Source organism: Polynucleobacter sp. HIN11, assembly GCF_030297675.1.
GTDB lineage: Bacteria > Pseudomonadota > Gammaproteobacteria > Burkholderiales > Burkholderiaceae > Polynucleobacter.
The window spans coordinates 1,357,862-1,384,058 of record NZ_AP028142.1 but is presented as its reverse complement, the minus strand read 5'-3'; the positions used below and the strand labels follow the sequence as shown (position 1 = coordinate 1,384,058).

24 protein-coding genes and 1 tRNA gene are annotated in these 26,197 nt (G+C 48.8%); 17 read left to right on the top strand and 8 right to left on the bottom strand.

Going from position 1 to position 26,197, the window contains the following annotated elements; genetic code table 11:
• Positions 1–14: 14 nt before the first annotated feature.
• The 4 genes from QUE60_RS06965 (at position 15) to ald (ending at position 3,936) form a co-directional block, all read left to right on the top strand.
• Entirely contained in the window at positions 15–794 is a 780-nt protein-coding gene (locus tag QUE60_RS06965; protein WP_286226522.1) for a tRNA threonylcarbamoyladenosine dehydratase, read from the top strand.
• Between the two features lie 179 nt (positions 795–973).
• Positions 974–1,129, top strand: coding sequence for a hypothetical protein (locus tag QUE60_RS06960; RefSeq protein WP_286223362.1), 156 nt, complete (start codon positions 974–976; stop codon positions 1,127–1,129).
• Between the two features lie 267 nt (positions 1,130–1,396).
• Positions 1,397–2,797, top strand: coding sequence for an amino acid permease (locus QUE60_RS06955; RefSeq protein ID WP_286225105.1), 1,401 nt, complete (start codon positions 1,397–1,399; stop codon positions 2,795–2,797).
• The gene (gene ald, locus QUE60_RS06950) at positions 2,794–3,936 is read left to right on the top strand and encodes an alanine dehydrogenase (RefSeq protein WP_286226521.1); all 1,143 of its coding nucleotides are present in this window, start codon (positions 2,794–2,796) and stop codon (positions 3,934–3,936) included. The genes QUE60_RS06955 and ald overlap by 4 nt, the downstream gene beginning before the upstream one ends.
• Here the strand turns inward: ald and QUE60_RS06945 are convergent.
• Both QUE60_RS06945 and QUE60_RS06940 read right to left on the bottom strand, forming a co-directional pair.
• On the bottom strand, positions 3,916–4,521 hold the full coding sequence (locus QUE60_RS06945; protein ID WP_286223359.1) for a DUF3501 family protein: 606 nt from the start codon (positions 4,519–4,521) through the stop codon (positions 3,916–3,918). The genes ald and QUE60_RS06945 overlap by 21 nt on opposite strands.
• Positions 4,522–4,524: 3 nt before the next feature.
• Positions 4,525–5,862, bottom strand: a complete 1,338-nt coding sequence (locus QUE60_RS06940) for a heterodisulfide reductase-related iron-sulfur binding cluster (protein ID WP_286226520.1) — start codon at positions 5,860–5,862, stop codon at positions 4,525–4,527.
• Positions 5,863–5,975: 113 nt separating this feature from the next.
• On the opposite strand from QUE60_RS06940, the gene QUE60_RS06935 reads away from it, so the two are divergent.
• From QUE60_RS06935 to QUE60_RS06895, 9 genes are all read left to right on the top strand, one after another.
• Positions 5,976–6,563, top strand: a complete 588-nt coding sequence (locus tag QUE60_RS06935) for a TMEM165/GDT1 family protein (protein ID WP_286223357.1) — start codon at positions 5,976–5,978, stop codon at positions 6,561–6,563.
• A 32-nt stretch (positions 6,564–6,595) separates the two neighbouring features.
• Complete coding sequence (pepN, locus tag QUE60_RS06930; protein WP_286226519.1) at positions 6,596–9,271, top strand: aminopeptidase N; 2,676 nt, start codon at positions 6,596–6,598, stop codon at positions 9,269–9,271.
• Between the two features lie 51 nt (positions 9,272–9,322).
• Positions 9,323–9,398, top strand: a tRNA-Thr gene (locus tag QUE60_RS06925).
• A gap of 184 nt (positions 9,399–9,582) precedes the next feature.
• Positions 9,583–10,593 (top strand): Bug family tripartite tricarboxylate transporter substrate binding protein, encoded by a 1,011-nt coding sequence (locus tag QUE60_RS06920; protein ID WP_286226518.1) that lies wholly within the window; start codon positions 9,583–9,585, stop codon positions 10,591–10,593.
• Between the two features lie 72 nt (positions 10,594–10,665).
• Positions 10,666–11,181: a tripartite tricarboxylate transporter TctB family protein gene (locus QUE60_RS06915; RefSeq protein WP_286226517.1), complete on the top strand. Its 516-nt coding sequence runs from the start codon at positions 10,666–10,668 to the stop codon at positions 11,179–11,181.
• Between the two features lie 40 nt (positions 11,182–11,221).
• Positions 11,222–12,709: a tripartite tricarboxylate transporter permease gene (locus tag QUE60_RS06910; RefSeq protein ID WP_286226516.1), complete on the top strand. Its 1,488-nt coding sequence runs from the start codon at positions 11,222–11,224 to the stop codon at positions 12,707–12,709.
• A gap of 74 nt (positions 12,710–12,783) precedes the next feature.
• On the top strand, positions 12,784–13,155 hold the full coding sequence (locus QUE60_RS06905) for a DUF2946 family protein (protein WP_286226515.1): 372 nt from the start codon (positions 12,784–12,786) through the stop codon (positions 13,153–13,155).
• A gap of 56 nt (positions 13,156–13,211) precedes the next feature.
• Positions 13,212–13,628, top strand: coding sequence for a DsrE family protein (locus QUE60_RS06900; protein WP_286226514.1), 417 nt, complete (start codon positions 13,212–13,214; stop codon positions 13,626–13,628).
• A 20-nt stretch (positions 13,629–13,648) separates the two neighbouring features.
• Positions 13,649–14,137 (top strand): copper chaperone PCu(A)C, encoded by a 489-nt coding sequence (locus tag QUE60_RS06895; RefSeq protein ID WP_286226513.1) that lies wholly within the window; start codon positions 13,649–13,651, stop codon positions 14,135–14,137.
• A gap of 66 nt (positions 14,138–14,203) precedes the next feature.
• Here the strand turns inward: QUE60_RS06895 and ilvD are convergent, their stop codons facing one another.
• Together ilvD and QUE60_RS06885 are read right to left on the bottom strand one after the other, a co-directional pair.
• Positions 14,204–15,883 carry a dihydroxy-acid dehydratase gene (gene ilvD, locus QUE60_RS06890; RefSeq protein WP_286226192.1) on the bottom strand — a complete coding sequence of 560 codons (1,680 nt, stop codon included), beginning with the start codon at positions 15,881–15,883 and terminating at the stop codon, positions 14,204–14,206.
• 46 nt (positions 15,884–15,929) lie between these two features.
• Positions 15,930–16,094: a rubredoxin gene (locus QUE60_RS06885; RefSeq protein WP_108508877.1), complete on the bottom strand. Its 165-nt coding sequence runs from the start codon at positions 16,092–16,094 to the stop codon at positions 15,930–15,932.
• Positions 16,095–16,230: 136 nt separating this feature from the next.
• Between QUE60_RS06885 and QUE60_RS06880 the strand changes: the two genes are divergently transcribed.
• Together QUE60_RS06880 and QUE60_RS06875 are read left to right on the top strand one after the other, a co-directional pair.
• On the top strand, positions 16,231–16,848 hold the full coding sequence (locus QUE60_RS06880) for a response regulator transcription factor (protein ID WP_286225096.1): 618 nt from the start codon (positions 16,231–16,233) through the stop codon (positions 16,846–16,848).
• A gap of 141 nt (positions 16,849–16,989) precedes the next feature.
• The gene (locus QUE60_RS06875; protein ID WP_286226512.1) at positions 16,990–17,955 is read left to right on the top strand and encodes a helix-turn-helix domain-containing protein; all 966 of its coding nucleotides are present in this window, start codon (positions 16,990–16,992) and stop codon (positions 17,953–17,955) included.
• Here the strand turns inward: QUE60_RS06875 and QUE60_RS06870 are convergent.
• The 3 genes from QUE60_RS06870 to ppa all read right to left on the bottom strand — a co-directional run bounded on the left by QUE60_RS06870 (position 17,952) and on the right by ppa (position 20,550).
• Positions 17,952–18,290: a P-II family nitrogen regulator gene (locus tag QUE60_RS06870; protein WP_286225094.1), complete on the bottom strand. Its 339-nt coding sequence runs from the start codon at positions 18,288–18,290 to the stop codon at positions 17,952–17,954. The two genes, QUE60_RS06875 and QUE60_RS06870, sit on opposite strands and share 4 nt — an antisense overlap.
• Positions 18,291–18,356: 66 nt before the next feature.
• Positions 18,357–19,988, bottom strand: coding sequence for an NAD+ synthase (locus tag QUE60_RS06865; protein ID WP_286226511.1), 1,632 nt, complete (start codon positions 19,986–19,988; stop codon positions 18,357–18,359).
• Positions 19,989–20,013: 25 nt separating this feature from the next.
• Positions 20,014–20,550, bottom strand: a complete 537-nt coding sequence (gene ppa / locus QUE60_RS06860) for an inorganic diphosphatase (protein WP_286223346.1) — start codon at positions 20,548–20,550, stop codon at positions 20,014–20,016.
• A 185-nt stretch (positions 20,551–20,735) separates the two neighbouring features.
• Here ppa and QUE60_RS06855 point away from each other — a divergent pair, with 185 nt between their 5' ends.
• Entirely contained in the window at positions 20,736–22,793 is a 2,058-nt protein-coding gene (locus QUE60_RS06855; protein ID WP_286225092.1) for a sodium-translocating pyrophosphatase, read from the top strand.
• A gap of 75 nt (positions 22,794–22,868) precedes the next feature.
• Here the strand turns inward: QUE60_RS06855 and trxB are convergent, their stop codons facing one another.
• On the bottom strand, positions 22,869–23,822 hold the full coding sequence (gene trxB / locus QUE60_RS06850) for a thioredoxin-disulfide reductase (RefSeq protein WP_286226510.1): 954 nt from the start codon (positions 23,820–23,822) through the stop codon (positions 22,869–22,871).
• A gap of 50 nt (positions 23,823–23,872) precedes the next feature.
• On the opposite strand from trxB, the gene QUE60_RS06845 reads away from it, so the two are divergent.
• Positions 23,873–26,179 (top strand): DNA translocase FtsK, encoded by a 2,307-nt coding sequence (locus QUE60_RS06845; RefSeq protein WP_286226509.1) that lies wholly within the window; start codon positions 23,873–23,875, stop codon positions 26,177–26,179.
• The last annotated feature ends 18 nt before the right edge of the window (positions 26,180–26,197 follow it).

Below are 26,197 nucleotides of genomic sequence, written 5' to 3'. Positions count from 1 at the left end.
TATAAAGAGAGCGTATGACAAACGAAAGAGTGCTTGGCCCAAGTACGTGTGAGAGCAATGAAGTGGCAGATCGACGATTTGCTGGGGTGGCTCGTCTTTATGGCGAGGATGCCTTTAAAGCATTTGGCCAAGCCACGGTTGCGGTGATCGGCTTGGGTGGGGTTGGCTCATGGGCTGCTGAGGCTTTGGCTCGCTCTGCGGTTGGGCATTTGGTTTTGATCGATTTTGATCATATTGCCCCCAGTAATGTGAATCGTCAGTTGCATGCCATTGAAGGTAGTTTTGGGAAAGCTAAAGTGCTGGCTATGGCTGAGCGTCTTCAAGCCATTAATCCAATGATCACGATTACCATGCATGATGTATTTGCGGAGCCAGCCAATTTGGAGCAGATCATTCCGCATAACTCTTTTGTACTGGATGCCTGTGACGATGTATCGGTGAAGGTAGCGCTGGCTAGTTTTTGTAAAAAACAGAAGATTCCATTGGTGATGTGCGGAGGCGCGGGCGGAAAGGTCAACCCACGTTTTTTAAATGCGGATGATTTAGCCAAAGCCACACACGACCCCCTATTAGCAAAAATCAGGGCTGAGCTCAGAAAAAACCATTCTTTTACCAAGGACCTGAAGTTGCCGATGGGGATTCGGGCGGTTTACTCCGCAGAGAATATGCGTGGAGACGGAAGTAGTGGCTTGGCGTGTTCAGGTTATGGCTCTACAGTGAACGTCACCGCCTCTTTTGGGTTTTTGGCTGCCGCAGAAATTTTGAGTGCAATCCAAAGTCAAACCACAAATTAATAACTAACTAATTGTTTTTGAACAGTTATTTTCAATTCAATGGCCTGTCAACCCTTTCCAATCAATAAGCGTTAAAGGATTAGTCTTCGAAAAAGCCATTCGTAGCTACATTGGTTTTTCCTAGGCTGTAGTAATTCCGTAGGAGACTACGTTTATTAATTTTTACTTTGGAGTTTTACATGAAAAAGATCGTTGCTATGTTAGTTGCTGGTTTGTTCTCTGCTGGTGTTTTCGCTCAAGCTGCTCCAGCTAAGAAAGATGACAAGAAAGACGCTAAGCCAGCTGCTGCTGCTCCAGCTCCTGCTGCTGCTCCTGCTGCTCCAGCCAAGAAGTAATTCTTCTTGTTTAAGAGAACCCCAGCTTGCTGGGGTTTTTTTTCATCCAAAATTTGCTCAGAATCACTAGGGCTATCCCTGTAAGAATTTACTGATTTTTCTGTAAGTAACTATTTTTTTAATGGCAGCTTTCATTGATTATTCAGTAGATTCTCAAAGTTACTTAATTATTAATTTCGTTCTTGATACTTCTATAGTTTTTAAGCACTAGTTTCAAACGTATTCGCTCCATAGACTCTCATGCGGTGGCGTTGTGCCACTGTCATCATGAAAGGAGTTCTCTTGGAGAAGAATGAAGAAGGCTTAAAGCGCCATCTCAAAGTCAGACACATTCGCTTAATGGCTTTGGGTTCGACCATTGGTGTCGGATTGTTTTTAGGATCTGCCACCGCAATTCAAATTGCGGGACCATCAATTTTGCTTGCGTATTTCTTAGCCGGCCTGGTTGCATTCGTGGTTTTGCGAACCTTAGGTGAAATGGCGGTTCACGAGCCAGTCACAGGGTCATTTGCCACTTATGCCAATACCTATGTCAATCCCTTAGCTGGATACATGGTGGGTTGGGGCTATTGGACCTACTGGGTGGTGGTAGCTATTGCCGAAGTCACCGCGGTTGGTATCTATATGGGGGTTTGGTTCCCAGATATACCGCAGTGGATTTGGGCGCTATCGTCCATCATCCTGATGGGGCTCATTAATCTGATTGCAGTCAAAGTATTTGGTGAGTTTGAGTTTTGGTTTGCGCTCATCAAGATCATGGCGATTGTGCTCATGATCGCTTTGGGCTGCTCGGTCATTTTCTTTGGGTTTACCAACGATTGGGTACCAATGGGATTGGGAAATCTTTGGCAGCATGGCGGATTTTTCCCGAACGGATTTAGTGGATTTTTGCTCTCCTTGCATATGGTGTTGTTTGCCTATGTTGGTATTGAGATGATCGGCCTATCGGCGGGCGAGGCACAAAATCCAAAACAGACGATCCCAATGGCAATTGATTCATTGATCTGGCGCATCCTGATTTTTTATCTGGGCGCATTGATGGTGATCTTGGCTATCTTTCCCTGGAATGAAGTAGGTCAGCAAGGCAGTCCATTTGTAGCGATGTTTGAGCGCATTGGTTTGCGTGAGGCTGCAGGTGTTGTTAATTTTGTGGTCATTACCGCTGCCTTATCTGCTTGTAACGCTGGTGTATTTAGTGGTGGCAGATTACTGTATGCACTCTCAGCTAATGGCTACGCACCAAAGCCTTTTGTCAAGCTGTCAAACAATGGTGTGCCGCATCGTGCTGTGATTGGAACGGTTTGCGTACCAATGGTAGGCGTGATCCTGAACTATTTTGTCCCCGAGAAGGCATTCCACTACATGATGGCAGCCGTTACATTTGTGGGCCTCATGGTTTGGATTTCCATTCTGTATACCCACTATCGCTTTCGGGCAAGCCTTAGCAAAGATCAGCTTGCTCAATTGTCGTATCGCACACCATTGTGGCCCTATTCCAGTTGGTTTGCCTTGGCCTTCATCGCGCTCGTCATTGTCTTGATGAGTTTTCATGAGGATGCGCGCATGGCACTCATTGTGGGCCCGATCTTATTAACCATTTATTTGATCCTGTATTTCGTATTGGGGATTGATAAAAAACACGTACTTCAATTAGGAGAGCAAAAATGATTATTGGTATTCCAAAAGAAATTAAGAACAATGAGTTTCGAGTTGGCCTCACCCCTAGTTTGGTGAGTAGTCTGACGCGGCAAGGTCACACAGTGTTAGTGGAGCAACATGCTGGGGCACAAATTGGTTTTGCTAACGAGCAATACGAAGCAGCTGGAGCAAAATTAATGGCAGATGCTAAAGCGGTTTTCGCAGATGCTGAGTTGATTGTGAAGGTGAAGGAGCCACAGCCACAGGAGTGCGCGATGCTTCAAGAGGATCAAACTCTCTTTACCTATTTACACCTGGCCCCTGATCCAGTGCAAACGGAAGCATTAATCAAGTCCAAGGCCATCTGTATTGCTTATGAGACGGTGACCTCATCGAGTGGCGCACTCCCGCTCTTGGCACCCATGAGTGAGGTGGCTGGGCGGATGTCCATTCAGGCGGGGGCGGCACATTTGGAGAAATCCAAAGGTGGCTCTGGATTATTGTTAGGCGGCATTCCTGGGGTTACTGCGGCAAAGGTATTGATCTTAGGTGCAGGTGTTGTAGGGCGCCATGCCTTACAAATTGCCGTCGGTATGGGCGCCCACGTGAGCATTATGGATCGCGACTTGGATCGACTGCGGCAGATTGATGCACTCTATGGCAATCGAGTCCAAACCCTATTTTCTGATCAGCAGAGTATTGAGAATGCAGTGAGAGATAGTGATTTAGTGATTGGCGCAGTGTTATTACCAGGTGGTTCGGCGCCAAAATTGGTGACCGCAGCCATGATCGGGCAGATGCGAGCTGGATCGGTGGTGGTAGATGTAGCGATTGACCAGGGCGGTTGCTTTGAGACCTCGCGACCCACCACCCATGCGGAACCCACTTATGTTGAGCACGGGGTGATTCATTATTGTGTGGCTAATATGCCAGGCGCGGTTGCCAGAACATCCACGATTGGTTTAACCAATGCAACCTATCCCTTCATTGAGCAGATTGCTAATCTTGGGGTGATAGAAGCATTGCGCCAGAGCACGCATTTAAGGAATGGCTTAAGCGTCTATCAAGGGCAACTCACTTCGGCACCCGTCGCCCGGGCACAGAAGCGGTCGTACGTCTCAGCAGATGAGGCTTTGCTGCGCCCCGATTTAGTCGAGGTCTGTGACTAAGGAGGCGAGTGTTTCATGAGGGAGGGTTTCGACATGCATGGGGTATCCCTTGTGGTCGCAACCCACCATCATTTGAGCACCGGCCTTTAGCGCCTCTTTCATCGCAGGTGTTAATGGAATGCGCAGGAAGTGTACGGCCGAGGTTTTCTCGGTCGTTGCGCGCTCTAGATCCTCGTCGGCAATTGCATAGACCCGTGGCTGACCTTCAATCTCAATAAAAATCCGATCTTCTACACCAACTAATTTAGCCAGTGCTACGCGACGATCGGCCTCATTGGGATACTCAATCATCATGGTGACCTTAAAGTCCGAACCACTCGGTACCATTGGATTGTAGGCATCTAACTCATCTTGAATGCCTTCGTCTTCGAAGGTTTTCTCAACGCGCAACATCTCCTGAATCTGATAGCGCATTAAGAACTCGTTTTCAAAAATGAGCGTGAGATGCTCGCCCAAGTGGACGGTACGTAGTTTGCGTTCCGCAATGGCGCGCGCTCTCATTTCAGGGCGTGCTTTGTGATAAGCCTCAAGGCTTAATAAACTATCGCGAGTAATTTTTCCCATTTCAATTGATCCTGTTGTCATGATTTAGAGTCCATAGGCCTTAGCCATTAGTGTGAGTGGATGAGCCATGGCGGTCTTGGGCAGACCCAGTTCATCCATTCCTTGCGCAATGTGGTGCCCAGCGAGTTGGCAATCGGAGCTAATGTAGTTTGGTGATTCTTCAGCCATGCTGCGAAATACTGGACGACCAATCTTCATTGCCATCGCATGAAACTCTTTCTTGACGCCCCAGGTTCCGGAGTGGCCTGAGCAGCGCTCCACCACATTCACTTCGGTTCCTGGAATGAGTTTCAATGCCTCAGCGGTTTTCTGACCAACGTTTTGTACGCGGGAATGGCAGGCGACGTGATAGCTCACATGACCCAACTCTTCTTTGAAGTCTTGGTTTAAGAGACCATCTTTGCTGCGCGCAATAAAGTACTCAAAGGGATCCCACATCGCGTCTTTGACTGCTTGCACATCAGCGTCATCAGGGAACATCAATGGCAGCTCTTGTTTAAACATTAAAGTGCACGATGGAATTGGGGTCACGATGGCATAGCCCTCACGTGCCAACTTCGCAAGTTTGGGGATGTTCTTTTCCTTGTTTTCTTTTACGGACTCAAGGTCACCTAATTCGAGCTTAGGCATACCACAGCAAGCCTCTTTATCAACCAGCGCATACGGGATCTGGTTGTGATTGAGGATCTTAATGAGATCTTGACCGATACCAGGCTCGTTGTAGTTGATGTAGCAAGTAGCATAGATGGCGACTTTACCGGGGGTGCGTTGACCATCTTTTACTGGAAACGCTGCCGATGCCTTCGCTAATTGCGGGAAGGTCTTCGCAGCATATTCAGGAACCCATGCTTTTTTATCAACGCCTAAGGCGCCTTCCATCATTAAACGGGTGACGCCCATATTGTTCACTGCGTTGACCGCTTGGGTCACGATTGGGATGCCGGCAAACTGACCAAGCTTATCAGTGGAAGACAGCAGCTTGTCACGGAAGGTGGTTTTCCCTTCTTTAAAGGCAACTGCTTTGGCGCGCAACATTAAGTGAGGGAAATCAATATTCCAAGGGTGGGGTGGGGTGTAGGGACACTTGGTCATGTAGCAAACGTCACACAGATAGCACTGATCAACCACTTTTTGATAGTCGGCTTTTGCCACACCTTCTACTTCACCTTCCTCCGTCGCATCGACGAGGTCAAAGAGGGTAGGGAATGAGCCGCAAAGATTGACGCAGCGGCGGCAACCATGGCAAAGATCAAACACCCGTTCCATCTCAGCTTCGAGCTTTTTGGTGTCGTAGAAGTCTGGATTGGTCCAGTCTAGGGGGTGTCTGGTTGGGGCTTCGAGATTGCCTTCGCGTAAAGTCATGGAATTGCCTTTAGAGAAAAATTAAGATGCACGCAGTTTAGGGTTTTTTCTTATGATAGCCAAATTGTATTAATTAAAAATATTGATAGATTTTATTTAAATATCTGATTTATATGGATTTTTATGGATTATTCATTTCTACCGGGGTGGTTGCCCTGGCAGAAATCGGGGACAAGACCCAGCTTTTGTCACTCATGCTCGCAGCGCGCTATCCCAAGCATGCCTGGCCGATTATTTGGGGGATCTTGCTGGCAACGCTTGTTAACCATGCGCTCGCTGCTTATGTGGGACATTGGGTTGCTGGGCTACTCAGTCCTGATCTATTGCGTTGGATTCTGGGAATTGGATTTTTAGCCCTTGGCGCTTGGCTACTTATCCCCGACAAATTGGATGAGGACCAAGCTGCAAAAGCAGCAAAAGGGGCTTGGGCAATTTTTGTATTGACCACCAGCTTATTTTTCATTGCCGAAATGGGTGATAAGACCCAAATCGCCACGATTGCTCTGGGAGCGAAGTATGACAGTGTGGTGTCGGTCACGATTGGGACAACTCTTGGCATGATGCTCGCGAATGCTCCTGCGGTATGGCTTGGTAAGCAATTTACCAAGCGCTTGCCAATTACGTGGGTGCATCGTATTGCGGCGATGATATTCATTGTGCTTGGAATGGCGACCTTACTTTGGGGTGGGGATCTTGCGTAAGCGCTAAGTAAAGATCCAACTAAAATCGTTCCATGCGAACCGATTCTGCCAAGCGCTTTTTGCGCTCTCAATACAAAGCTCCCGATTATCAATTTGGCCAAGTAGAGCTTGATTTTGAATTAATGCCGCAACGCACCCTTGTGCACAGTCGCATTGAGGTGATCCCTAGTGAGATCACGCAAACCTCGAAAGACGAGCTCCCCCTTATTTTGGATGGTGAAGAGCTCGAGTTCATTAGCCTGCGTATCAATGGCGAGACGCATCGCCATTTGGAGCTAACGCCGGGGAGACTGGTGATTCATGGTTTACCTCAAGGAGGCAAGCAGCGTTTTGTGATTGAAATCAAAACCGCATGCATTCCTGAGAAAAACACCTCATTGATGGGCTTGTATGTCTCACGTGGTAATTTCTTCACGCAGTGCGAAGCAGAGGGTTTTCGGAAAATCACGTATTTCCAGGATCGTCCCGATGTGATGGCGCGCTACCGCGTGACCATGCGAGCACTCAAAGCCGATTACCCAGTCTTGCTCTCGAATGGCAATTTGATTGCCAAAGAGGATTTGGCCGATGGTTGGCACAGCGCCATTTGGGAAGACCCGTTTCCAAAGCCTTCTTATCTGTTTGCCTTGGTGGCTGGAAAATTAGTTTGCTCAGAGGATGTGATTACTTCTCATAGTGGTGATAAAAAACTATTGCAAATTTGGGTTGAGCCGCGGGATCTGCATAAAACCCACCACGCGATGGACTCGCTAAAGCGATCGATTGTTTGGGATGAGAAGCGCTTTGGTTTAGAGCTTGATTTAGAGCGCTTCATGATTGTGGCGGTGAGTGATTTCAATATGGGGGCGATGGAGAACAAGGGCCTCAATATCTTCAATACCAAGTTTGTGCTGGCGGATGCGCAAACGGCAACGGATACGGATTTTGCCAATGTTGAGAGCGTAGTAGCCCACGAGTATTTTCATAATTGGACAGGCAACCGCGTGACCTGTCGGGATTGGTTTCAACTATCACTGAAAGAAGGTTTAACCGTCTTTCGGGATCAAGAGTTTTCAGCCGATCAAATAGGTACAGAGTCTGGTCGGGCGGTTAAGCGCATCGATGATGTGCGTTTACTTCGCCAGCTACAGTTCCCCGAGGATGCGGGGCCCATGGCTCATCCGATACGGCCCGATGAGTATCAAGAAATCAATAATTTTTATACGGTAACGGTCTATGAGAAGGGTGCGGAGGTGGTACGGATGTATCAAACCTTACTTGGGGTTGATGGCTTTCGTCGCGGCATGGATTTGTATTTCAAGCGTCACGATGGGACGGCGGTGACCTGTGATGAGTTCATCGCCGCGATGGCTGATGCGAATGAGCGCGATCTCAGCCAGTTTAAAAACTGGTACAGCCAATCGGGTACTCCGCGAGTTCAAGTCAATGAACAGTTTGATGCTCGGAAGAAAGAATATCGCTTGACCCTCAAACAACATTGCCCCCCAACACCTGGGCAGAAGACCAAAAAACCATTTCATATTCCCTTGAAGGCGAGTTTGTTATTTGAAAAGGGCGCATCCATTACTGCAAAAGAAGCAAAGCATTTTGGTCAAGAAGTATTGCTAGAGCTAACCCAGTCAGAGCAAACGTGGGTAGTCAAGCAAATCCCGGCAAAACCAGTGCTTTCGATCAATCGGGATTTCTCGGCACCCATTTTGATTGAGCACGAGCAAAGCGAAGCAGAGTTGCTCGCTCTCATGGCCTATGAGACGGATTCATTTAATCGGTGGGAGGCTGTGCAAAAACTAGCTCAGCAATTGATTTTGGTAGGTCGAGAGCCCGATCGGCGATTGCTAGAGGCCTACCGTGAATTGTTGGTCGATCCGCAATTGGATCCGGCGTTCAAACAACTCCTCTTTTCACTGCCAGCCGAAACCTATTTGTATGAGCAGGTTCAGTTGGTTGACCCTCAGCAATTGCATTGGGCGCGTAGAGGTTTTAAGTCTGCTCTAGCGCAAGCGCTTAAATCCGACTGGGAAAAGACCTACCGCTTGCTCCAAACCTCAGCGAGCTATAGTCCGGACGCAATGAGTATGGGTCGGCGCGCTCTCAAAAATGATGCGCTGATGATGCTCTTAGAAACCAAGGACACTCACTGGTATGAGGTGGCCGAAGAGCAATACGAGTTAGCGAACAACATGACCGATCGTTTTGCGGCATTACAGGCCCTTGTATTCGCTCACGCACCCCAGGCTGAGAATGCCTTAGCTGATTTTTATCAGCGCTTTGCGGAAGACCCGCTCGTGGTTGATAAGTGGTTTGCCTTACAAGCAATGCGACCCCCGCAAACCAAGGGTCAGTCTGTGCTTAGTCATGTGCAAGAGCTGATGCGACACCCCGCATTTCAGATGAATAATCCTAATCGGGTGCGCAGCCTCATTCATGCATTTTGTTTGAGTAACCCAGGTGGATTTCATGGGGTCGATGGTGTGACCTATGCCTTTTGGGCCGAGCAAGTGATTGCATTAGATGAGATTAATCCTCAAGTAGCGGCGCGACTGGCCCGTGGCTTAGACCGTTGGCGTCAGTTTGCATCACGCTACCAGAAGCCGATGAAAGCGGCGCTAAAGACCCTAGCAACAGTCAGTCGGCTTTCCCCAGACGTGCGCGAGGTTGTTTCTAAAGCGTTGGGAGACGCTCATCCTAGCGCCTCGCAAAGGCATTGATTTTGCTGGGATAAAATCTCAGTCTGAACGCAGTATTTTCCAAAGGTTCATGCCGGAATAGCTCAGTTGGTAGAGCAGCGCATTCGTAATGCGAAGGTCGTAGGTTCGATTCCTATTTCCGGCACCAGTTTGCCCCTCAAATAAGTGCTTAAAGTACGGGTTTTCACTAGTCAGTACGGGTTTTACTTATGTGAAAATTTTCGTTTGTTGATGTCTGTCAATTTTTGTCTAAAACTTTTATTGAAGAATTAGTCATCAAAGTTGCTGCATAACAAAATTAATAACTTTGAATATTTTTTGGAGGAGCATCCATGCGTTTGAAATTCAAATCCACGTTGTTGAGCGTTGCGTTGGTAGCTGGTTTTGCTGCGACTACCACTGCTCAAGCTCAGGCTAAGTGGGAGCCAACAAAACCCGTTGAATTCATTATTTCCGCTGGTCCTGGCGGTGGCGCTGATCAAATGGCGCGGATGATTCAAGGCATTATTTCGAAAAATAATCTGATGAAGCAATCCATGATCCCTGTGAACAAGGGTGCTGGTGCGGGTGCTGAAGGTTATTTGGCGATCAAGGAAGCCAAAGGTGATCCCCACAAGATCATTATTACCTTGTCGAATCTGTTTACAACCCCACGCGCAACTGGTGTTCCATTCAAATGGCAAGACATGACCCCAGTTGCGATGTTGGCACTCGATCAATTCGTGTTGTGGACCAATACCGGCAAAGGTTATAAGTCTGCTAAAGACTACATTGATGCGGCTAAAGCTGCAGGACCTGGAAAGTTCAAAATGGGCGGTACGGGTTCGAAGCAAGAAGACCAAATCATCACCGTAGCACTTGAAAAAGCAACTGGCACAAAGTTTACTTATGTTCCATTTGCTGGTGGCGGTGCTGTAGCGGTGCAGTTGGTGGGAAATCATGTTGACTCCACAGTCAATAATCCAATTGAAGCCGTTGCTCAGTGGCGTGCTGGTACTTTAACTGCCCAGTGCGTATTTGATACGCAGCGTATGCCTTATAAAGAAAAGATTACTCCAACCTTGTCGTGGAACGATGTTCCCACCTGCCGTGAAGTGGGTGTAAATACCGACTATCTGATGTTACGTGGCATTTTCATGCCGCCTGGAGTAACTCAAGCTCAAGTGGACTTCTATATTGACTTGTTCAAAAAAGTCCGTGAGACCGCCGAGTGGAAGAAGTTTATGGCTGATGGCGCATTCAATCAAACCTTTATGACCGGTAAAGAGTTTACAAACTGGCTCGAGAAGGCAGATGCGACTCATGCTCAGTTGATGAAAGAAGCTGGATTTACGGCGAAGTAATTATTGGCAACGAAATAAGACCTCATGGTGAGGTCTTATTTTTTTAGTAATCGAATAAGAGAAGAGTAAAGAATGTCAGAGAATTCAAACCATGACTCAGTAGTTAGCATGCGGACGATGGAAATCGTCACCGCACTCATGTTCATCATTGTGGGTGCTGTAGTAATGGTGGGCAGCATAAAGCTTGGGGCGAAGTGGGGTAGCGATGGCCCAGAATCGGGATACTTTCCTTTCTACCTGAGCTTGATTATTTTGGTTTGTAGCTCCGTAACCCTCATCCAGTCGATTCGTGCAAAGGAACTGTCTGAGGAATCGTTTGTTGAGAAAGAGCCCTTTCGCCAAGTGATGGCCGTTTTGATTCCTGCAGCTTTATTTGTTTTGGGCGTACAACTGATCGGTATATACGTTGCTGGAGTGATTTACATCACTTTTTTCATGGTCTGGCTTGGAAAATATGCAGTTTGGAAGGCTCTGGCTGTTGGACTTGGTGTCAGCATTGTCCTCTACATGATGTTTGAATATTGGTTTCAAATTCCGTTGCCACATGGTTCGTTGTTCAACCCATTGGCGATTATTGGTTTGAAGTAAGCAAGGCATCCACCTACAAGACTGAATAAAAGGAGCAAACGTGGAAGAAATTAACGCGCTATTTGGAGGCTTTGCTGTTGCATTGTCACCCTACAACATCATGCTGATGTTGATTGGAGTCGTTCTTGGAGTGATTATTGGTGTATTGCCCGGTCTTGGCGGGGCTAACGGCATTGCAATTTTGTTGCCTCTGACCTTCACGATGTCGCCAACCTCGGCAATCATCATGCTCTCCAGTATTTACTGGGGCGCTCTGTTTGGTGGTGCGATCACCTCGATCTTATTTAATATTCCAGGCGAGCCCTGGTCAGTGGCCACTACATTTGATGGCTATCCGATGGCTCAAAATGGTAAAGCTGGTGAGGCCCTTACTGCTGCTTTCACATCATCATGTATTGGTGCCGTTTTTGCGGTTGTGGTGATTACCTTCCTAGCCCCTCTGGTTGCTAAATTTGCCTTACAGTTCGGCCCCCCCGAATTCTTCGCGGTTTACTTGCTCACATTCTGTAGTTTTGTGGGGATGAACAAAGGATCTCCCTTTAAAGTTCTCTCTGCCATGATGCTCGGCTTTGCTTTGGCTGCAGTCGGGATGGATACCGTGACAGGTCAATTGCGCTTAACCTTTGGTTCATCAGAGTTAATGCGCGGCTTTGATTTCTTGATTGCGGTGATCGGCCTGTTTGGTATTGGCGAAATTCTGCAATCCATGGAAGAGGGCCTCAAGTTTTCAGGCAAGAGCGCCAAGATCAAAGCAAAAGTGGTTTTTGAAACTTGGGCTCAGCTACCCAAATACTGGGCAACATCGCTGCGTAGCTGTTTGATTGGTTGCTGGATGGGTATTACCCCCGGTGGCGCAACCCCAGCCTCATTTATGAGCTATGGCGTTGCCAAGCAAATGGCTAAGAATAAGTCTAATTTTGGTAAGGGTGAGATGGAGGGTATTGTTGCTCCTGAAACTGCTGCGCACGCTGCCGGTACCGCAGCCTTGCTGCCCATGCTCTCTCTGGGTATTCCAGGTTCGCCAACCGCTGCAGTTCTCTTGGGCGGTCTGTTGATCTGGGGTTTACAACCTGGACCACTCTTGTTCGTTGAGAAGCCAGACTTTGTTTGGGGCTTAATTGCAAGTATGTATTTGGGTAATATTGCCGGTCTGTTTGTGGTCTTGACCTGCGTACCGATCTTTGCCTCAATCTTGAGAATCCCATTCTCAATCATTGCACCGGTCATCATTGTTATTTGTGCCGTGGGCGCATTTACTGTGAACAATGCGATGTTCGATGTATGGCTGATGTTGGGCTTCGGTGTCTTGGGTTATCTTTTCAAGAAACTCGACTATCCAATGGCGCCGATGGTTCTCGCCTTGGTCTTGGGTGATCGCGCTGAAGATTCGTTCCGTCAGGCGATGCTGGTATCACAAGGTAGCTTGGGAATCTTCTTCTCCAACTACTTGGTTGGCACGATCACTGCCTTGGCACTCATTATGCTGTTCTGGCCGCTGATTTCAAAGCTCAAGCAGAAGAAGGCATAAGATTTGCCATTCGCATAAGAAAAGGGGCGTAAGCCCCTTTTTTTATCCCTGGGTATTCTGGATAAAATAACGCTATGCCTTTTTTCCATCGAAAATTAACCCATTGGCTGACGGTACTCGCATTTACATGGAGCGTCTTGATGCCTTCGCTTGCTCAGGCCTTTGGGGACCCTGCCAATCATTTGGTGATGATGGAAATATGCGTAGCTGATAGCCCCACCAAACAAGTCATTGATCTAGAAACCAGCGAACCGCTCTTGGCGCCGATGGATTGCCCCTATTGCGTTGCACAGTCTGCAGTTCTGCCAAGTCTCTTAACGAACCTTCAATTTGCAGCACCGGCAGCATCAACCTTGATCACCAATCGTGATTTGGGTTCTCCAAAAACGCCCTTTGCCTGGGTCAAACTTCCCTCTCAGGGACCACCTCAGAATACTCGCATTTAAACTCAATGGCGGGGCTTTGTTGCCCCTAATGCGACCTTATTCATGGGAGTTAAGGCATGAAGATTCAAACCATGCGGTCATGGTTGGCAGTGGTCCTGGCGGCATTAAGTTTGTCAGTGTTTGCGGGACCGAATGACCCACTTTTTATTAGTCTCACCAGTGGTGAACCACACCGGGTCACGATGGCGCTAAATTTTGGTAAGCACCATAATGAAAACGGCCATCCTCTAAGCGTATTTCTGACCGATCAAGGTGTGTTCGTTGGGGTTAAAACAGGTGCTGATAAATATGCCGATCAACAAAAAATGCTCCAAGAGATCATTGCAAAAGGGGGTAATGTGATTATGTGCCCCCTGTGTTTAAAGCATTATGGATTGACCTCAAACGACCTATTGCCAGGTGTCAAGATGGGCTCTCCTAAGGTAACCGGTGACGCCTTATTTAAAGATGGCACCAAAACAATGACATGGTAAATACTACAGAAAGGATTTATATGAACATCAACTTTTTACAAGCAGTGACAGCAAGCGCTCTGATCGTATTCTCAGGCTACTCTTTGGCGCATAACGATATGAAGAGCCCAGAGTATCGAATTGGGCAACTCAAGATTGAGCACCCTTATGCCCGCGCGACGGCCCCTGGCCAAAAAGCTGCAGGGGGATTTATGAAGATTGAAAACAAAGGGGCTGCTGATCAATTAATTGCAGCAAGCTCCCCAGTCGCTGGCGAGATGCAATTGCATACCATGACAATGGATGGCAACGTCATGAAAATGCGCGAGGTGAAGGCGATTGATGTACCACCAAACGGGTCCGTCGAGCTCAAACCAGGTGGTTTGCACCTAATGTTTATCGATATTAAAAGCCCACTCAAGGCAGGCGAATCTGTCCCAGTTAAGCTGAAATTTCAGAAAGCCGGTGAAGTCGAAATCAAGGTACCGGTGCGCGAGATGGGCTCAGGTTCTGGGCACATGAAGCACTAGTCAGGCCACAGTAGTCATACAGCCTGCCTCGCTATGGGCGATTCAGGCTGTGTCGAGTTAAGTTAATTAATCCAGATTTCGGTCAGTAACAGCTCCTTTGCTGGCAGAGCTTGCTAAACGGGCATATTTAGCCAATAAACCACGTGTATACCGGGATTTTGGTTGTTTCCAGGCAGCGCGCCGTTTGGCAATCTCTTCCTCTGGAACATTGAGTTGGATTAACAACTTATGCGCATCGATCGTGACCGAGTCACCTTCTTCAATTAGGGCAATGGTGCCGCCTACAAAGGCCTCGGGAGCAACGTGACCGACCACCATTCCCCAGGTACCCCCTGAGAACCGCCCATCGGTAATAAGTCCAACGGTCTCACCAAGCCCCTGGCCAACGAGAGCGGAAGTAGGAGCTAACATTTCTCGCATGCCGGGACCGCCTTTGGGACCCTCGTACCGAATCACGACCACATCACCATGCTTAATTTTCTGAGCCATGATGGCCTCCATGGCCTCATCCTCGGAGTTGAATACGCGAGCTGGACCTGTAATCGATGGATTCTTGAGGCCAGTAATTTTGGCGACACAGCCCTCGGGCGAGATATTGCCCTTGAGGATCGCCAAGTGCCCTTGGGGATAGAGCGGATTATCTAAGGTCCGAATGACCTTCTGATCGGCTCTTGGTTTGGATGGAACATCTTTGAGGGTCTCCGCAATCGTTTTGCCGGTAATCGTCATGCAATCACCATGGAGTAGACCGCCGTCTAACAAAATCTTCATAACCTGTGGAATGCCGCCTGCTAGATGCAGATCGGGTGCCAAATACGTACCCGATGGTTTCATGTCGGCGATCACGGGGACGCGTTTACGAATCCGTTCAAAGTCATCAATGGTCCACTCAATCTCCGCAGCACTGGCAATCGCCAAGAAGTGCAAGACAGCATTGGTCGAACCGCCGACGGCCATGATGACACTGACCGCATTCTCAAGGGATTTTTTGGTAATGATGTCGCGTGGCCGAATATTGTTTTTGATTGCTTGAACCAGCACGCGGGCTGATTCGGCGGCGCTATCAACTTTCTCTTGGTCAACGTTGGACATGGTTGAAGAGTAGGGCAGGCTCATACCCAGCGCCTCAAATGAGGAGCTCATGGTGTTGGCGGTATACATGCCGCCACAGGAGCCGCTACTTGGACACGCATTTTGCTCAACGCCTTTAAGGTCTTCTTCCGTCAGACGTCCAGAGGTAAATTCCCCAACGGCCTCAAAGGCGGAAACGATATTGAGCTCTTTACCTTTGTAATGGCCTGCTTTGATGGTGCCACCGTATACATAGATTCCAGGAACATTGGTGCGCGCTAGCGCAATCATGCCGCCGGGCATGTTTTTGTCACAGCCACCAATAACCACCACGCCGTCTTGCCAGAGGCCATTGACACAAACCTCAATACTGTCAGCAATCACCTCGCGCGAGACCAGGGAGTATTTCATGCCCTCCGTGCCCATGCCGATACCGTCGGAAACTGTGGGAGTACCAAAGACTTGGGCTTTGGCACCCGCTTTCTCCAGAGCATCGATTGCCGCATCGGCTAGTTTTTGTAGGCCGCTATTACATGGGGTAATGGTGGAGTGGCCGTTGGCCACGCCCACCATCGGTTTCACAAAATCTTCCTCTTTGTAGCCCATCGCGTAGTACATGGATCGATTGGGTGCGCGTGCAACCCCTTCGGTCACCATGCGTGAACGCTCATTCATGCGTTTTGGGGTTTGTTTTTGGTCTGCCATATCATTGTCTCCGCGATTAAATTGCCATCATTTCAAAGCTGTCTTTTCCTGCCCCGCAATCAGGGCAGGCCCAATCGGCAGGGACATCGTCCCATTTGGTGCCAGGTGCAATGCCATCCTCGGGGCGGCCTGCTGATTCGTCATAAATAAAGCCGCAAACAATACAAAGATAAGTTCTCATGGGATTGTGATTCACGTATTGATGTAGAAAGGTATTTTAGGGATATCCAGCAAAATTAGCCTTATAGCTAATAGCCAGTCCAGTTATGGGGGGTTACATTGTTGATCTATAAGTAATTTCAAGGTAATGATAAGCCATGACGCGATTAACCGGCACCGTGTATCTCATCGATGATGACAACTCGATGAGAGATTCATTGGCGCGGATGTTGCGCGATGTTGGTTACTCGATACAAGATTTTGAGAGTGCCACTTCGTTTTTACAAAATTCATTACCAGTTGCGCCAGCTGTGATCGTGCTTGATATGCAAATGCCGGATGTCAGTGGTCTCGATTTAATGGAGCGCTTGGAAAAGCTAGGTCGTAAAACTCCGATTGTGTTTTTGAGTGGCCAAAGCCATCCCCAGCAGATTGTCAAAGGTCTTAAAAAAGGTGCGCTGGATTTTCTGTTTAAGCCCTTCAATATTGATGAGCTCTTGCAAGCTATCGATCAAGCCCTTGATTACGACCAAAAACAACTCAAACGTAATTTAAAAGATGGCGAGATCAAGCGTAACTTCAATACCCTAACACCTCGAGAAAAGGAGGTGTGTACCTTACTCGTGGAGGGCCTCATGAATAAAGAAATTGCTGAGCGCTTAGGCACGACCGATGCCACGATTAAGGTCCACAAGGCCAGGGTCATGGAAAAAATGCAAGCGAACTCGGTTCAGGATTTGGTGAAATTCTATTTGGAGTCCAATTTAACAAGGTAAGTATTAGCCCTAGGGCCGATAGCCAAATATTGTTATTCATGTCATATTCTGAAGTAATTAAGCCGATACGATTGATATACAAGGCATTGATTCAATTACAAATAATTATAAAAACTATATAAAAGTGAGACGCATTTGGTGATGAATAAACGCGTTCCAGATGTTCGAGGAGAGGTTCTTAAAAAGGCTCGTGAAGCCAAGGGTCTCACTGTCTCCGAATTAGCGAGCAAGGTTTGCTTTTCGACTAAACAAATTGAGCAGCTTGAAAATGGTGAGAAAAGCCATTTCTATTCCTTGGCGATTAAAGCGAATGCAGCAAAACGGGTAGCCGATGAGTTGGGCATCAGCCAAGAGGATGTATTTGATTTTGGACCTGACTTGATCGAAGCTGCAAAAGTCCGTCAAGAGAGTTCAAAGGAAGTGGCAAGTCTATCTTCGCCACTAGAGGCACAAGCAAATTCTTCTGAGCCTGTTGAGAAAAAAGAGTCTCAGAAGAAAGCTTCTCAACCTAAACGTACGACTCCAAAAAAGACTGAAGACCAAAAGGTGGAGCAGCTCGAGCGGTTTGATGAGACGCCCAAGCCAATTATTAAAAAGAATCGCACTCTCATCTACTTTGGTAGTGCTGCAATCGTCGCCGCCATTGGAATGGTGGCTCTGAATATGAATCAACCACAGCCAGTGAAGTCAGTAGAGGTTGCGAAACTGCCATCGGAAACGATTGCAGCAGAGTCTAAAAAGGAAGAAGTAGTAAGTCCGGCACCACCAAGTGCCAACGCCCCAGCACTCGTTACTTCAGAGGCGACGAATACTTGCCCATCGGAAGATGCCAGTCCAAAAAGTTACCGTATGGCTAGCGCATCAAAGCCTGGCAATATGGTCTATGTGCAAAGCCGAAGTGCCCAAACGATCTGTGTAAAAGATGCAAGCGGCAAACTGGAGAAAAAGAGCTTAGAAGCAGGGGGCTCATATTCCTTCTATGGAAAGGCCCCCTTTGTAGTGATGACCGCTGGCTTAGGTCAAACGGATCTCTTTTTTCAGGGTTATAAAGTGAAAATTGATAACCCAAACGCCAAGAGCATTGTTTTGGAAGAGGTGGCTTTCTAAACAGCTGCGTCGTCCACTTCACCCGTACGAATCCGGATTGCTTGCTCAACTGGGCTCACAAAAATTTTGCCATCGCCAATTTTGCCAGTACGCGCTGCTTTGATGATCGCTTCGGTGACGGTTTCCACCAAGTTATCGGCCACAACCACTTCCACTTTCACCTTGGGTAAAAAGTCGACAACATACTCGGCGCCCCGATAGAGTTCGGTGTGACCCTTTTGGCGACCAAAGCCCTTCACCTCAGTGACCGTCAGACCAGTAACGCCAACTTCGGCAAGTGCCTCACGGACCTCATCAAGTTTGAACGGTTTAATAATGGATGTAATCAGTTTCATAGTGTCTCCTTTGCCTCCATCATACTCAAGGATCATGACCTATTCATGTCCCCACTTTTTTTAGGTCTAGAGCTTCGCTCCAGAAGTAATGGGGTAGCGCCAATCTCGGCCAAAAGCGCGTGCAGTAATTCTGACACCCGGGGGCGCCTGACGCCGTTTGTATTCATTGATTTGAATGAGGCGGGTAATTTTTTGCACTGCCGCAGAATCATAGCCTGCTGCAATGATCTCAGCGCTTGATTGATTCTGTTCCATATAACGCGCCAAGATCGCATCAAGCACCTCATACGGTGGCAGACTATCTTGATCGGTTTGATTGGGGCGCAGTTCTGCCGACGGTGGGCGCGTCAGAATTCGCTCTGGAATCACTGGTTTGATCTGATTGCGATAGCGACATAATTGATAGACCAAGGTCTTGGCAATATCTTTAATCACCGCAAAGCCCCCAGCCATATCGCCGTAAAGAGTGCAGTACCCAACGGCCATCTCACTCTTATTGCCGGTGGTAAGAACCAAGCGACCCGTTTTATTGGAGAGGGCCATCAAGATCGTGCCACGCACCCGTGCCTGAATATTTTCTTCGGTGGTGTCGCTCGGTAAATTGGAAAACTGTGCTTGTAGAGCATCTTCAAAAGCCTTCACCGGCTCCTGAATCGAAATCTCATCGTATTGCACGCCCAAGTTGGATGCCAACTCACGGGCATCGAGCCAAGAAATTTCAGCGGTGTAGGGCGAGGGCATCATCACTGCGCGCACTTTCTCTGCGCCCAGTGCATCGACTGCAATCGCTAAGACTAAAGCGGAGTCCACGCCACCCGACAAGCCAAGAATTACTCCTGGAAAACGGTTTTTGTGGACATAATCACGCGTCCCCATCACGAGCGCGGCATAGACTTGCGCCTCGAGACTTAATGCGGGAGTAATCTCGCCTCGTTGTGGTTCGCCTCCTATAAGCTCAATAAATCCGACCCCTTCCTGAAACTGCGGCATGGCAAACACCAGCTCGCCATGGGAGTTCACCGCGCAGGATCCGCCATCAAAGACGAGTTCGTCTTGTCCGCCCACCATATTGAGATAAACGATGGGTAAACCGCAGGCTTGACTCTGCTCTTTGAGTAGTTCGTAGCGAGTCTGTTCTTTTTGCAGATGGTAGGGTGAAGCATTGAGTACCACCAGCATTTGTGCGCCAGCATCTTTTGCTAAATGCGCAGGTTTTGGATGCCAAATATCTTCACACAACAAAACACCTAGTTTTAAACCGTGATGATCAAAAACGCAGGCATTCTCACCCGCCACAAAATAACGCTTCTCATCAAATACTTCGTGATTGGGCAATTCCTGTTTGAAGTAAGTGGCAATCACTTTGCCATTCTGAATAACTGATGCTGAATTGCGCAGACCCGCATCGGATTCGCAGGGGTGGCCCACAATCACGGTTAATCCACTCAACTCTTGAAGTTGTTCGCATAGAGACTCAAGTACAGTCCGTGTCTCTTGAATAAATCCGGGGCGCAGTAATAGATCTTCTGGAGGGTAGCCAGTTAAAGAAAGCTCTGGAGTTAAAAGTAGACTGGCGCCGTGTTGATGGGCATCTTGCGCTGCCTGAAAAATCGCTTGCGCGTTGCCAACGCAATCCCCTAAAAGAGGATTGAGTTGCGCCATGGCAATCTGCATGGGGGAATGAGTGCGCTGACTCATAACCTACGCCATGCACGATTCATATTTATGCCTTCTCTTTCTGATAGCGGGCCATACCATCGGTAATCTCTTTGTGCGCGTCGGCAATCGAGCCCCAGCCTTTGACCTTGACCCACTTGCCTTTCTCAAGATCTTTGTAATGCTCAAAGAAATGCTGAATCTGATTCAAACGCATCTGGTTGATATCCTCGGAGCTCTCCCAATGGCTATAGATCGATAAAATGCGATCTTCAGGAACGGCTAGTAACTTGGCATCGTCACCAGCTTCATCGTTCATTTGTAAGACGCCTAGGGCACGGCAGCTAACCACCACGCCAGGAATCAATGGAAAGGGTGTAATTACCAAGACGTCGACTGGATCACCGTCGCCCGCAATGGTCTTGGGGATGTAACCATAGTTGCAGGGATAGTGCATGGCGGTACCCATAAAGCGGTCCACGAAGATCGCCCCGGTTTCCTTATCGACCTCATATTTAATGGGGTCGGCGTTCATGGGGATTTCAATAATGACGTTAAAGTTCTCGGGAACCCGTTTTCCTGGGCTGACGTTATCAAGACTCATACATACTCCAAATTAAATAAAAATCGGTCTGCTTAGTAGATACCCTGATCTTAGCAAAGTGGCAAATCACTAAATCTGTTGGATACTTTTGAAAGCTAGGCTTGCTATTTTAAGCCTTTAGGCGAATAGCAAGATTGTCGTATCAAAATTAAATTGAATCCTCAACCAAGTAGGAGTGATTTAGCATGAGTGATGTGACTGTAGGTCTGTATTTTGCCTTAGCGTGCGGCGTCATCGCAGTGGTTTATGGCTTTGTGATGCGTACGTGGATTCTTAAACAAGACACTGGCAATGCCAAGATGGTTGAGATTGCCGAAGCGATTCAGCAGGGTGCGGCTGCTTATCTCGCGCGCCAATATAAAACGATTGCAATTGTGGGCGTAGTGCTAACCATTCTGATGGCGGTCTTCCTCGATTTAGCAACTGCGATTGGTTTTGTGATCGGCGCTGTTTTATCGGGAGCTTGCGGCTTCATTGGTATGAACGTCTCCGTGCGTGCGAATGTGCGTACTGCGCAAGCAGCAACTCAGGGCATGAACCAAGCTTTGAACGTCGCCTTCAAAGGCGGCGCTATCACCGGCATGCTCGTGGTTGGTTTAGGACTCTTGGGCGTCGGTGTATTTTTCATGCTCCTGGTGTCGATGGATAACGGTCAAGACCTCTCGGACGTGTTGCACCCCCTAATTGGTTTAGCCTTCGGGTCTTCCTTAATTTCAATCTTTGCACGTCTGGGCGGCGGTATCTTTACTAAGGGCGCCGACGTCGGCGCTGACTTGGTGGGTAAAGTCGAAGCAGGGATTCCAGAGGATGATCCGCGCAATCCTGCGGTGATTGCCGATAACGTAGGCGATAACGTGGGTGATTGCGCAGGAATGGCCGCCGACTTATTTGAGACCTATGCGGTGACCTTAATTGCAACCATGGTCCTGGGCGCACTAATGGTGATGAATGCTCCCGTTGCGGCAGTGGTCTACCCGTTAGTCCTTGGCGGTATTTCGATCATTGCCTCGATTATTGGCTGCTCGTTTGTTAAAGCAAGCCCCGGCATGAAAAACGTCATGCCCGCTTTGTATAAAGGCCTGATCATCTCCGGATTAATTTCATTAGTGGGTTTTTACTTCGTGACCAACTGGATCATTCCAGACGATGCCTTGGGGATTCCGGGTAGCCAGTGGCGCTTATTTGGTTCATCGATTGTTGGTCTGTTACTCACTGCAGGTTTAGTGTGGATCACCGAGTACTACACCGGTACCGATTACAAACCGGTCAAGCATATCGCTGAAGCCTCCACCAAAGGTCATGGTACAAACATCATTGCAGGCTTAGGCGTATCGATGCGCTCGACAGCTTACCCAGTGATCTTTGTTTGCATCGCGATCTTTGCCGCGTATTACCTAGCAGGTCTTTACGGTATCGCTGTAGCCGCAACGGCCATGCTTTCACTCGCAGGGATTGTGGTGGCGCTCGATGCCTATGGCCCAATTACAGACAATGCTGGTGGTATTGCCGAGATGGCAGGTTTGCCGGATTCGGTCCGCGATATTACCGACCCATTGGATGCGGTGGGTAATACCACCAAGGCAGTGACCAAAGGTTACGCGATTGGCTCAGCCGGTCTTGCATCCTTGGTACTCTTTGCCGACTACACCCATGCTTTAGAGGCAATCGGTCAGCAAGTCACCTTTGATCTTTCGAACCATATGGTGATCATTGGCCTCTTTATTGGTGGCTTGATTCCTTACCTCTTTGGTGCGATGGCGATGGAGGCAGTAGGGCGTTGCGCTGGAGCTGTGGTGGAGGAAGTGCGCCGTCAGTTCAGGGAGATCCCCGGCATCATGGAAGGAACTGCAAAGCCAGAGTACGGCAAAGCGGTCGACATGCTCACTTCTGCAGCGATCAAGGAAATGATTATTCCTTCGCTATTACCAGTGGTGGTCCCGATTCTGGTGGGTCTCTTCTTAGGACCTGCTGCGCTGGGTGGCCTCTTGATGGGTACGATTATTACGGGACTCTTTGTCGCAATCTCCATGTGTACCGGTGGCGGTGCTTGGGATAATGCCAAGAAATACATTGAAGAAGGTAACCATGGCGGCAAAGGATCAGAAGCCCACAAGGCTGCCGTGACTGGCGATACCGTAGGTGACCCCTACAAAGATACTGCGGGCCCAGCAGTCAACCCACTCATTAAGATCATTAATATCGTGGCACTCTTAATCGTACCGCTCTTACCTGTGGTGCGTTAGGTCGTAACGGATCAAATAAAAACGCCCAGCATTGCTGGGCGTTTTGCTTAGGGAGCAGGCTTAAGTCAAGAACAATTACTCGAGACCTTCCAGATAACGTTGCGCATCCAATGCTGCCATACAACCCGTGCCCGCACTGGTAATGGCCTGGCGATAGATGTGATCTTGGACGTCACCTGCTGCAAAGACACCAGGGATATTGGTTGCTGTGGCATTGCCCTCTAAGCCCGAGTGCGTTTTGATGTAGCCATTGTTCATATCAAGTTGACCAACGAACAAATCGGTATTGGGTTTGTGACCAATCGCAATGAAGGCACCCGATACCGCAATTTCTTCGGTGCTGCCATCCTGTTTTTTGATACGAACTCCCGTCACCCCCTTGTCATCACCCAAAACTTCATCGAGGGTGGCGTTGAGTTTGAGTTCAACCTTACCTTCGGCTACTTTTGCCATTAAGCGATCATTCAGAATCGGCTCCGCACGGAATTTGTCACGGCGATGGATCACCGTCACCTTACGAACAATGCCCGTCAGATAGAGCGCTTCCTCAACGGCCGTATTGCCACCCCCAACTACGCACACATCCTGACCCTTGTAAAAGAAGCCATCACAGGTTGCACACCCTGAAACCCCCCGACCCATGAATGCTTCCTCACTTGGAAGCCCAAGGTATTGAGCGGAAGCTCCCGTTGAGATAATCAGTGCATCACAGGTGTAAGTGCCCGAATCACCCACTAAGCGAATCGGCTTTTCGGTGAGAGCTGCCGTATGGATGTGATCAAAAATGATCTCGGTATTAAAGTGCTCGGCATGCTTTAGGAAGCGATCCATGAGCTCGGGTCCTTGGACGCCATTGGGGTCAGCGGGCCAGTTTTCCACATCGGTGGTGGTCATGAGCTGGCCGCCTTGGGCGAGCCCGGTAATCAGGGTGGGCTTGAGGTTGGCGCGGGCGGCATAGACCGCTGCGGTGTAGCCGGCTGGGCCCGAGCCCAGAATCAGTACTTTAGAGTGTTTGGTAGTTGTCGTCATCCCTAAATTATAGAGTTTGAAGGCCAATGCTTGTTTACAATCAGGTGAACATGGCTCGTAGCTCGCTCCCACAAATTAAGACCCCGCTGCCTCCCGAAGGCGGCACTGGCAAGATGTCTCGCTTAATTGCTGAAGTACGCTGGATGCTGATGCTTGCCATCTGCCTTGGCTTATTTGCGGTTCTGATTACCTACACTAAATCCGATCCAGCCTGGTCGCACGCTAGTTTTGAGGTTCCTAAAAATATTGGTGGTCGTATTGGAGCATGGACCGCTGATTTGATGCTCTACATTTTTGGGGTTTCGGCATTTTGGTGGGTCGTATTATTTGGTCGGCGTGTGTATCAAGGTTGGCGTGAGCTCTGGAGTGTGCCATTACCAGTTGATCCAGAGGCTAGACCCGAATCCTTTTGGACCCGTTGGCTGGGCTTTGCCTTGACCCTCACCTGCAGCATGGGACTAGAGTCGATTCGGATGCATTCTTTGCAATGGGAGCTGCCCAGACCCCCGGGCGGTATCTTGGGCGAAGTAATCGGGGATCCCCTGCAAATGGCGTTTGGCTTTACGGGCGCCACTCTGATTTTGATCTTTGGCTTAGCAGCCGGCCTTTCTCTGTTTTTACATTTCTCGTGGCTCACGCTTTCTGAGCAAGTGGGACGATTTATCGAGCTAAGTATTCGACGTCTGCGCGAGAAGCGCGAGGAGCAAGAAGATCAAAAGATTGGTGAGCAAGCTGCGGTTGAGCGTGAAGAGCACGTCGAGGAAGTGCGGATTCGGGAAGAAGTGGCACCCAAGGTACAAATCTTTAATCAACCCTTAAAGATTGTGAAGAGTGAGCGGGTTGAGCGCGAGAAGCAGCAACCACTCTTTGTAGAAATCCCGGACTCGGAGTTGCCGCCGCTCTCACTCTTAGATCCCGTTCCTGAGGCAAAAGAAACAATTTCTGCTGAGACCCTAGAGTTCACCTCCAGATTGATTGAGCGCAAGCTCGACGATTTTGGGGTGCAAGCTAAGGTGATTGCTGCTTATCCAGGACCGGTTGTGACGCGTTATGAGATCGAGCCTGCAGTCGGTGTGAAGGGCAGTCAAATTGTGAACCTCTCACGCGACCTATCACGTTCTTTGGGTGTCGTGAGCTTGCGCGTGGTCGAGACCATCCCCGGTAAGACCTGTATGGCGCTTGAGTTACCCAATCCAACGCGACAGTCGGTCTACCTCTCGGAGATTTTGAGCTCCCAGGTCTATAACGACAACCATTCTCTACTCACACTAGCCTTGGGTAAGGATATTGCGGGTAGCCCCATGGTTGCAGATTTAGTGAAGATGCCACATTGCTTGGTGGCGGGTACTACGGGCGCGGGTAAGTCGGTCGGAATCAATGCCATGATTTTGTCGATCCTCTTTAAGGCCAAGCCGGATGAAGTGCGACTCATCATGATCGATCCCAAGATGCTAGAGATGTCCGTTTATGAGAAGGTGCCCCATCTGTTGTGCCCCGTAGTAACCGACATGAAACAGGCCTATAACGCGCTCAATTGGGCAGTCAACGAGATGGAGCGGCGCTACAAACTCATGAGTAAGTTTGGAGTGCGTAACTTAGCCGGCTTTAATAAAAAGATTATGGAAGCCGAAGCCAAGGGCGAGAAACTCACCAATCCATTTAGTCTCACCCCTGAAGATCCAGAGCCACTCTACAAAGCCCCCATTATTGTGGTCATCATCGATGAGCTTGCTGATCTGATGATGGTCTCTGGTAAGAAGATTGAAGAGTTGATTGCACGGATTGCGCAAAAGGCGCGTGCTGCCGGTATTCATTTGGTGTTGGCAACGCAACGTCCGAGTGTGGATGTCATCACCGGTTTGATCAAAGCCAACGTTCCCACCCGAATTTCCTTCCAGGTGAGTAGCAAGATCGATAGCCGTACCATCCTAGACCAACAAGGCGCTGAGACGCTGTTGGGAATGGGTGATATGTTGTATATGCCACCAGGAACGGGTTTACCAATTCGGGTGCATGGTGCATTCGTATCCGACGATGAGGTGCATCGTGTGGTTTCCTGGCTTAAAGAGAAGGGTGAGGCTAACTACATCGAGGGTGTGCTCGAGGGTGCCGATGAGTCCACCATGGATGCCTTAAATGGTGGCGGCAATGGCGGTGGTGAAGCTGATCCACTCTATGATCAAGCCGTTGCTATCGTCCTTGAGAACAAACGCGCCTCCATCTCGCTGGTGCAGCGGCATTTACGGATTGGTTATAACCGTGCCGCGCGTCTCTTGGAGGATATGGAAAAAGCGGGCCTAGTCTCGAAGATGGGCGGCAATGGTAATCGTGAGATTCTGGTTCGCCCCAGCGAATAAGTCATCAAATCCTGGACA

What these genes read in the sequence shown, in the direction of transcription:
- QUE60_RS06875 (WP_286226512.1), top strand. Translation starts at nt 16,990, where the DNA reads ATGAATAAACGCGTTCCAGATGTTCGAGGAGAGGTTCTTAAAAAGGCT.
- QUE60_RS06915 (WP_286226517.1), top strand. Translation starts at nt 10,666, where the DNA reads ATGTCAGAGAATTCAAACCATGACTCAGTAGTTAGCATGCGGACGATG.
- QUE60_RS06900 (WP_286226514.1), top strand. Translation starts at nt 13,212, where the DNA reads ATGAAGATTCAAACCATGCGGTCATGGTTGGCAGTGGTCCTGGCGGCA.
- ppa (WP_286223346.1), bottom strand. Translation starts at nt 20,550, where the DNA reads ATGAGTCTTGATAACGTCAGCCCAGGAAAACGGGTTCCCGAGAACTTT.
- QUE60_RS06895 (WP_286226513.1), top strand. Translation starts at nt 13,649, where the DNA reads ATGAACATCAACTTTTTACAAGCAGTGACAGCAAGCGCTCTGATCGTA.
- QUE60_RS06880 (WP_286225096.1), top strand. Translation starts at nt 16,231, where the DNA reads ATGACGCGATTAACCGGCACCGTGTATCTCATCGATGATGACAACTCG.
- QUE60_RS06945 (WP_286223359.1), bottom strand. Translation starts at nt 4,521, where the DNA reads ATGACAACAGGATCAATTGAAATGGGAAAAATTACTCGCGATAGTTTA.
- QUE60_RS06865 (WP_286226511.1), bottom strand. Translation starts at nt 19,988, where the DNA reads ATGAGTCAGCGCACTCATTCCCCCATGCAGATTGCCATGGCGCAACTC.
- ald (WP_286226521.1), top strand. Translation starts at nt 2,794, where the DNA reads ATGATTATTGGTATTCCAAAAGAAATTAAGAACAATGAGTTTCGAGTT.
- QUE60_RS06905 (WP_286226515.1), top strand. Translation starts at nt 12,784, where the DNA reads ATGCCTTTTTTCCATCGAAAATTAACCCATTGGCTGACGGTACTCGCA.
- QUE60_RS06940 (WP_286226520.1), bottom strand. Translation starts at nt 5,862, where the DNA reads ATGACTTTACGCGAAGGCAATCTCGAAGCCCCAACCAGACACCCCCTA.
- ilvD (WP_286226192.1), bottom strand. Translation starts at nt 15,883, where the DNA reads ATGAATGAGCGTTCACGCATGGTGACCGAAGGGGTTGCACGCGCACCC.
- QUE60_RS06870 (WP_286225094.1), bottom strand. Translation starts at nt 18,290, where the DNA reads ATGAAACTGATTACATCCATTATTAAACCGTTCAAACTTGATGAGGTC.
- QUE60_RS06920 (WP_286226518.1), top strand. Translation starts at nt 9,583, where the DNA reads ATGCGTTTGAAATTCAAATCCACGTTGTTGAGCGTTGCGTTGGTAGCT.
- pepN (WP_286226519.1), top strand. Translation starts at nt 6,596, where the DNA reads ATGCGAACCGATTCTGCCAAGCGCTTTTTGCGCTCTCAATACAAAGCT.
- QUE60_RS06935 (WP_286223357.1), top strand. Translation starts at nt 5,976, where the DNA reads ATGGATTTTTATGGATTATTCATTTCTACCGGGGTGGTTGCCCTGGCA.
- QUE60_RS06855 (WP_286225092.1), top strand. Translation starts at nt 20,736, where the DNA reads ATGAGTGATGTGACTGTAGGTCTGTATTTTGCCTTAGCGTGCGGCGTC.
- trxB (WP_286226510.1), bottom strand. Translation starts at nt 23,822, where the DNA reads ATGACGACAACTACCAAACACTCTAAAGTACTGATTCTGGGCTCGGGC.
- QUE60_RS06955 (WP_286225105.1), top strand. Translation starts at nt 1,397, where the DNA reads ATGAAAGGAGTTCTCTTGGAGAAGAATGAAGAAGGCTTAAAGCGCCAT.
- QUE60_RS06845 (WP_286226509.1), top strand. Translation starts at nt 23,873, where the DNA reads ATGGCTCGTAGCTCGCTCCCACAAATTAAGACCCCGCTGCCTCCCGAA.
- QUE60_RS06960 (WP_286223362.1), top strand. Translation starts at nt 974, where the DNA reads ATGAAAAAGATCGTTGCTATGTTAGTTGCTGGTTTGTTCTCTGCTGGT.
- QUE60_RS06885 (WP_108508877.1), bottom strand. Translation starts at nt 16,094, where the DNA reads ATGAGAACTTATCTTTGTATTGTTTGCGGCTTTATTTATGACGAATCA.
- QUE60_RS06965 (WP_286226522.1), top strand. Translation starts at nt 15, where the DNA reads ATGACAAACGAAAGAGTGCTTGGCCCAAGTACGTGTGAGAGCAATGAA.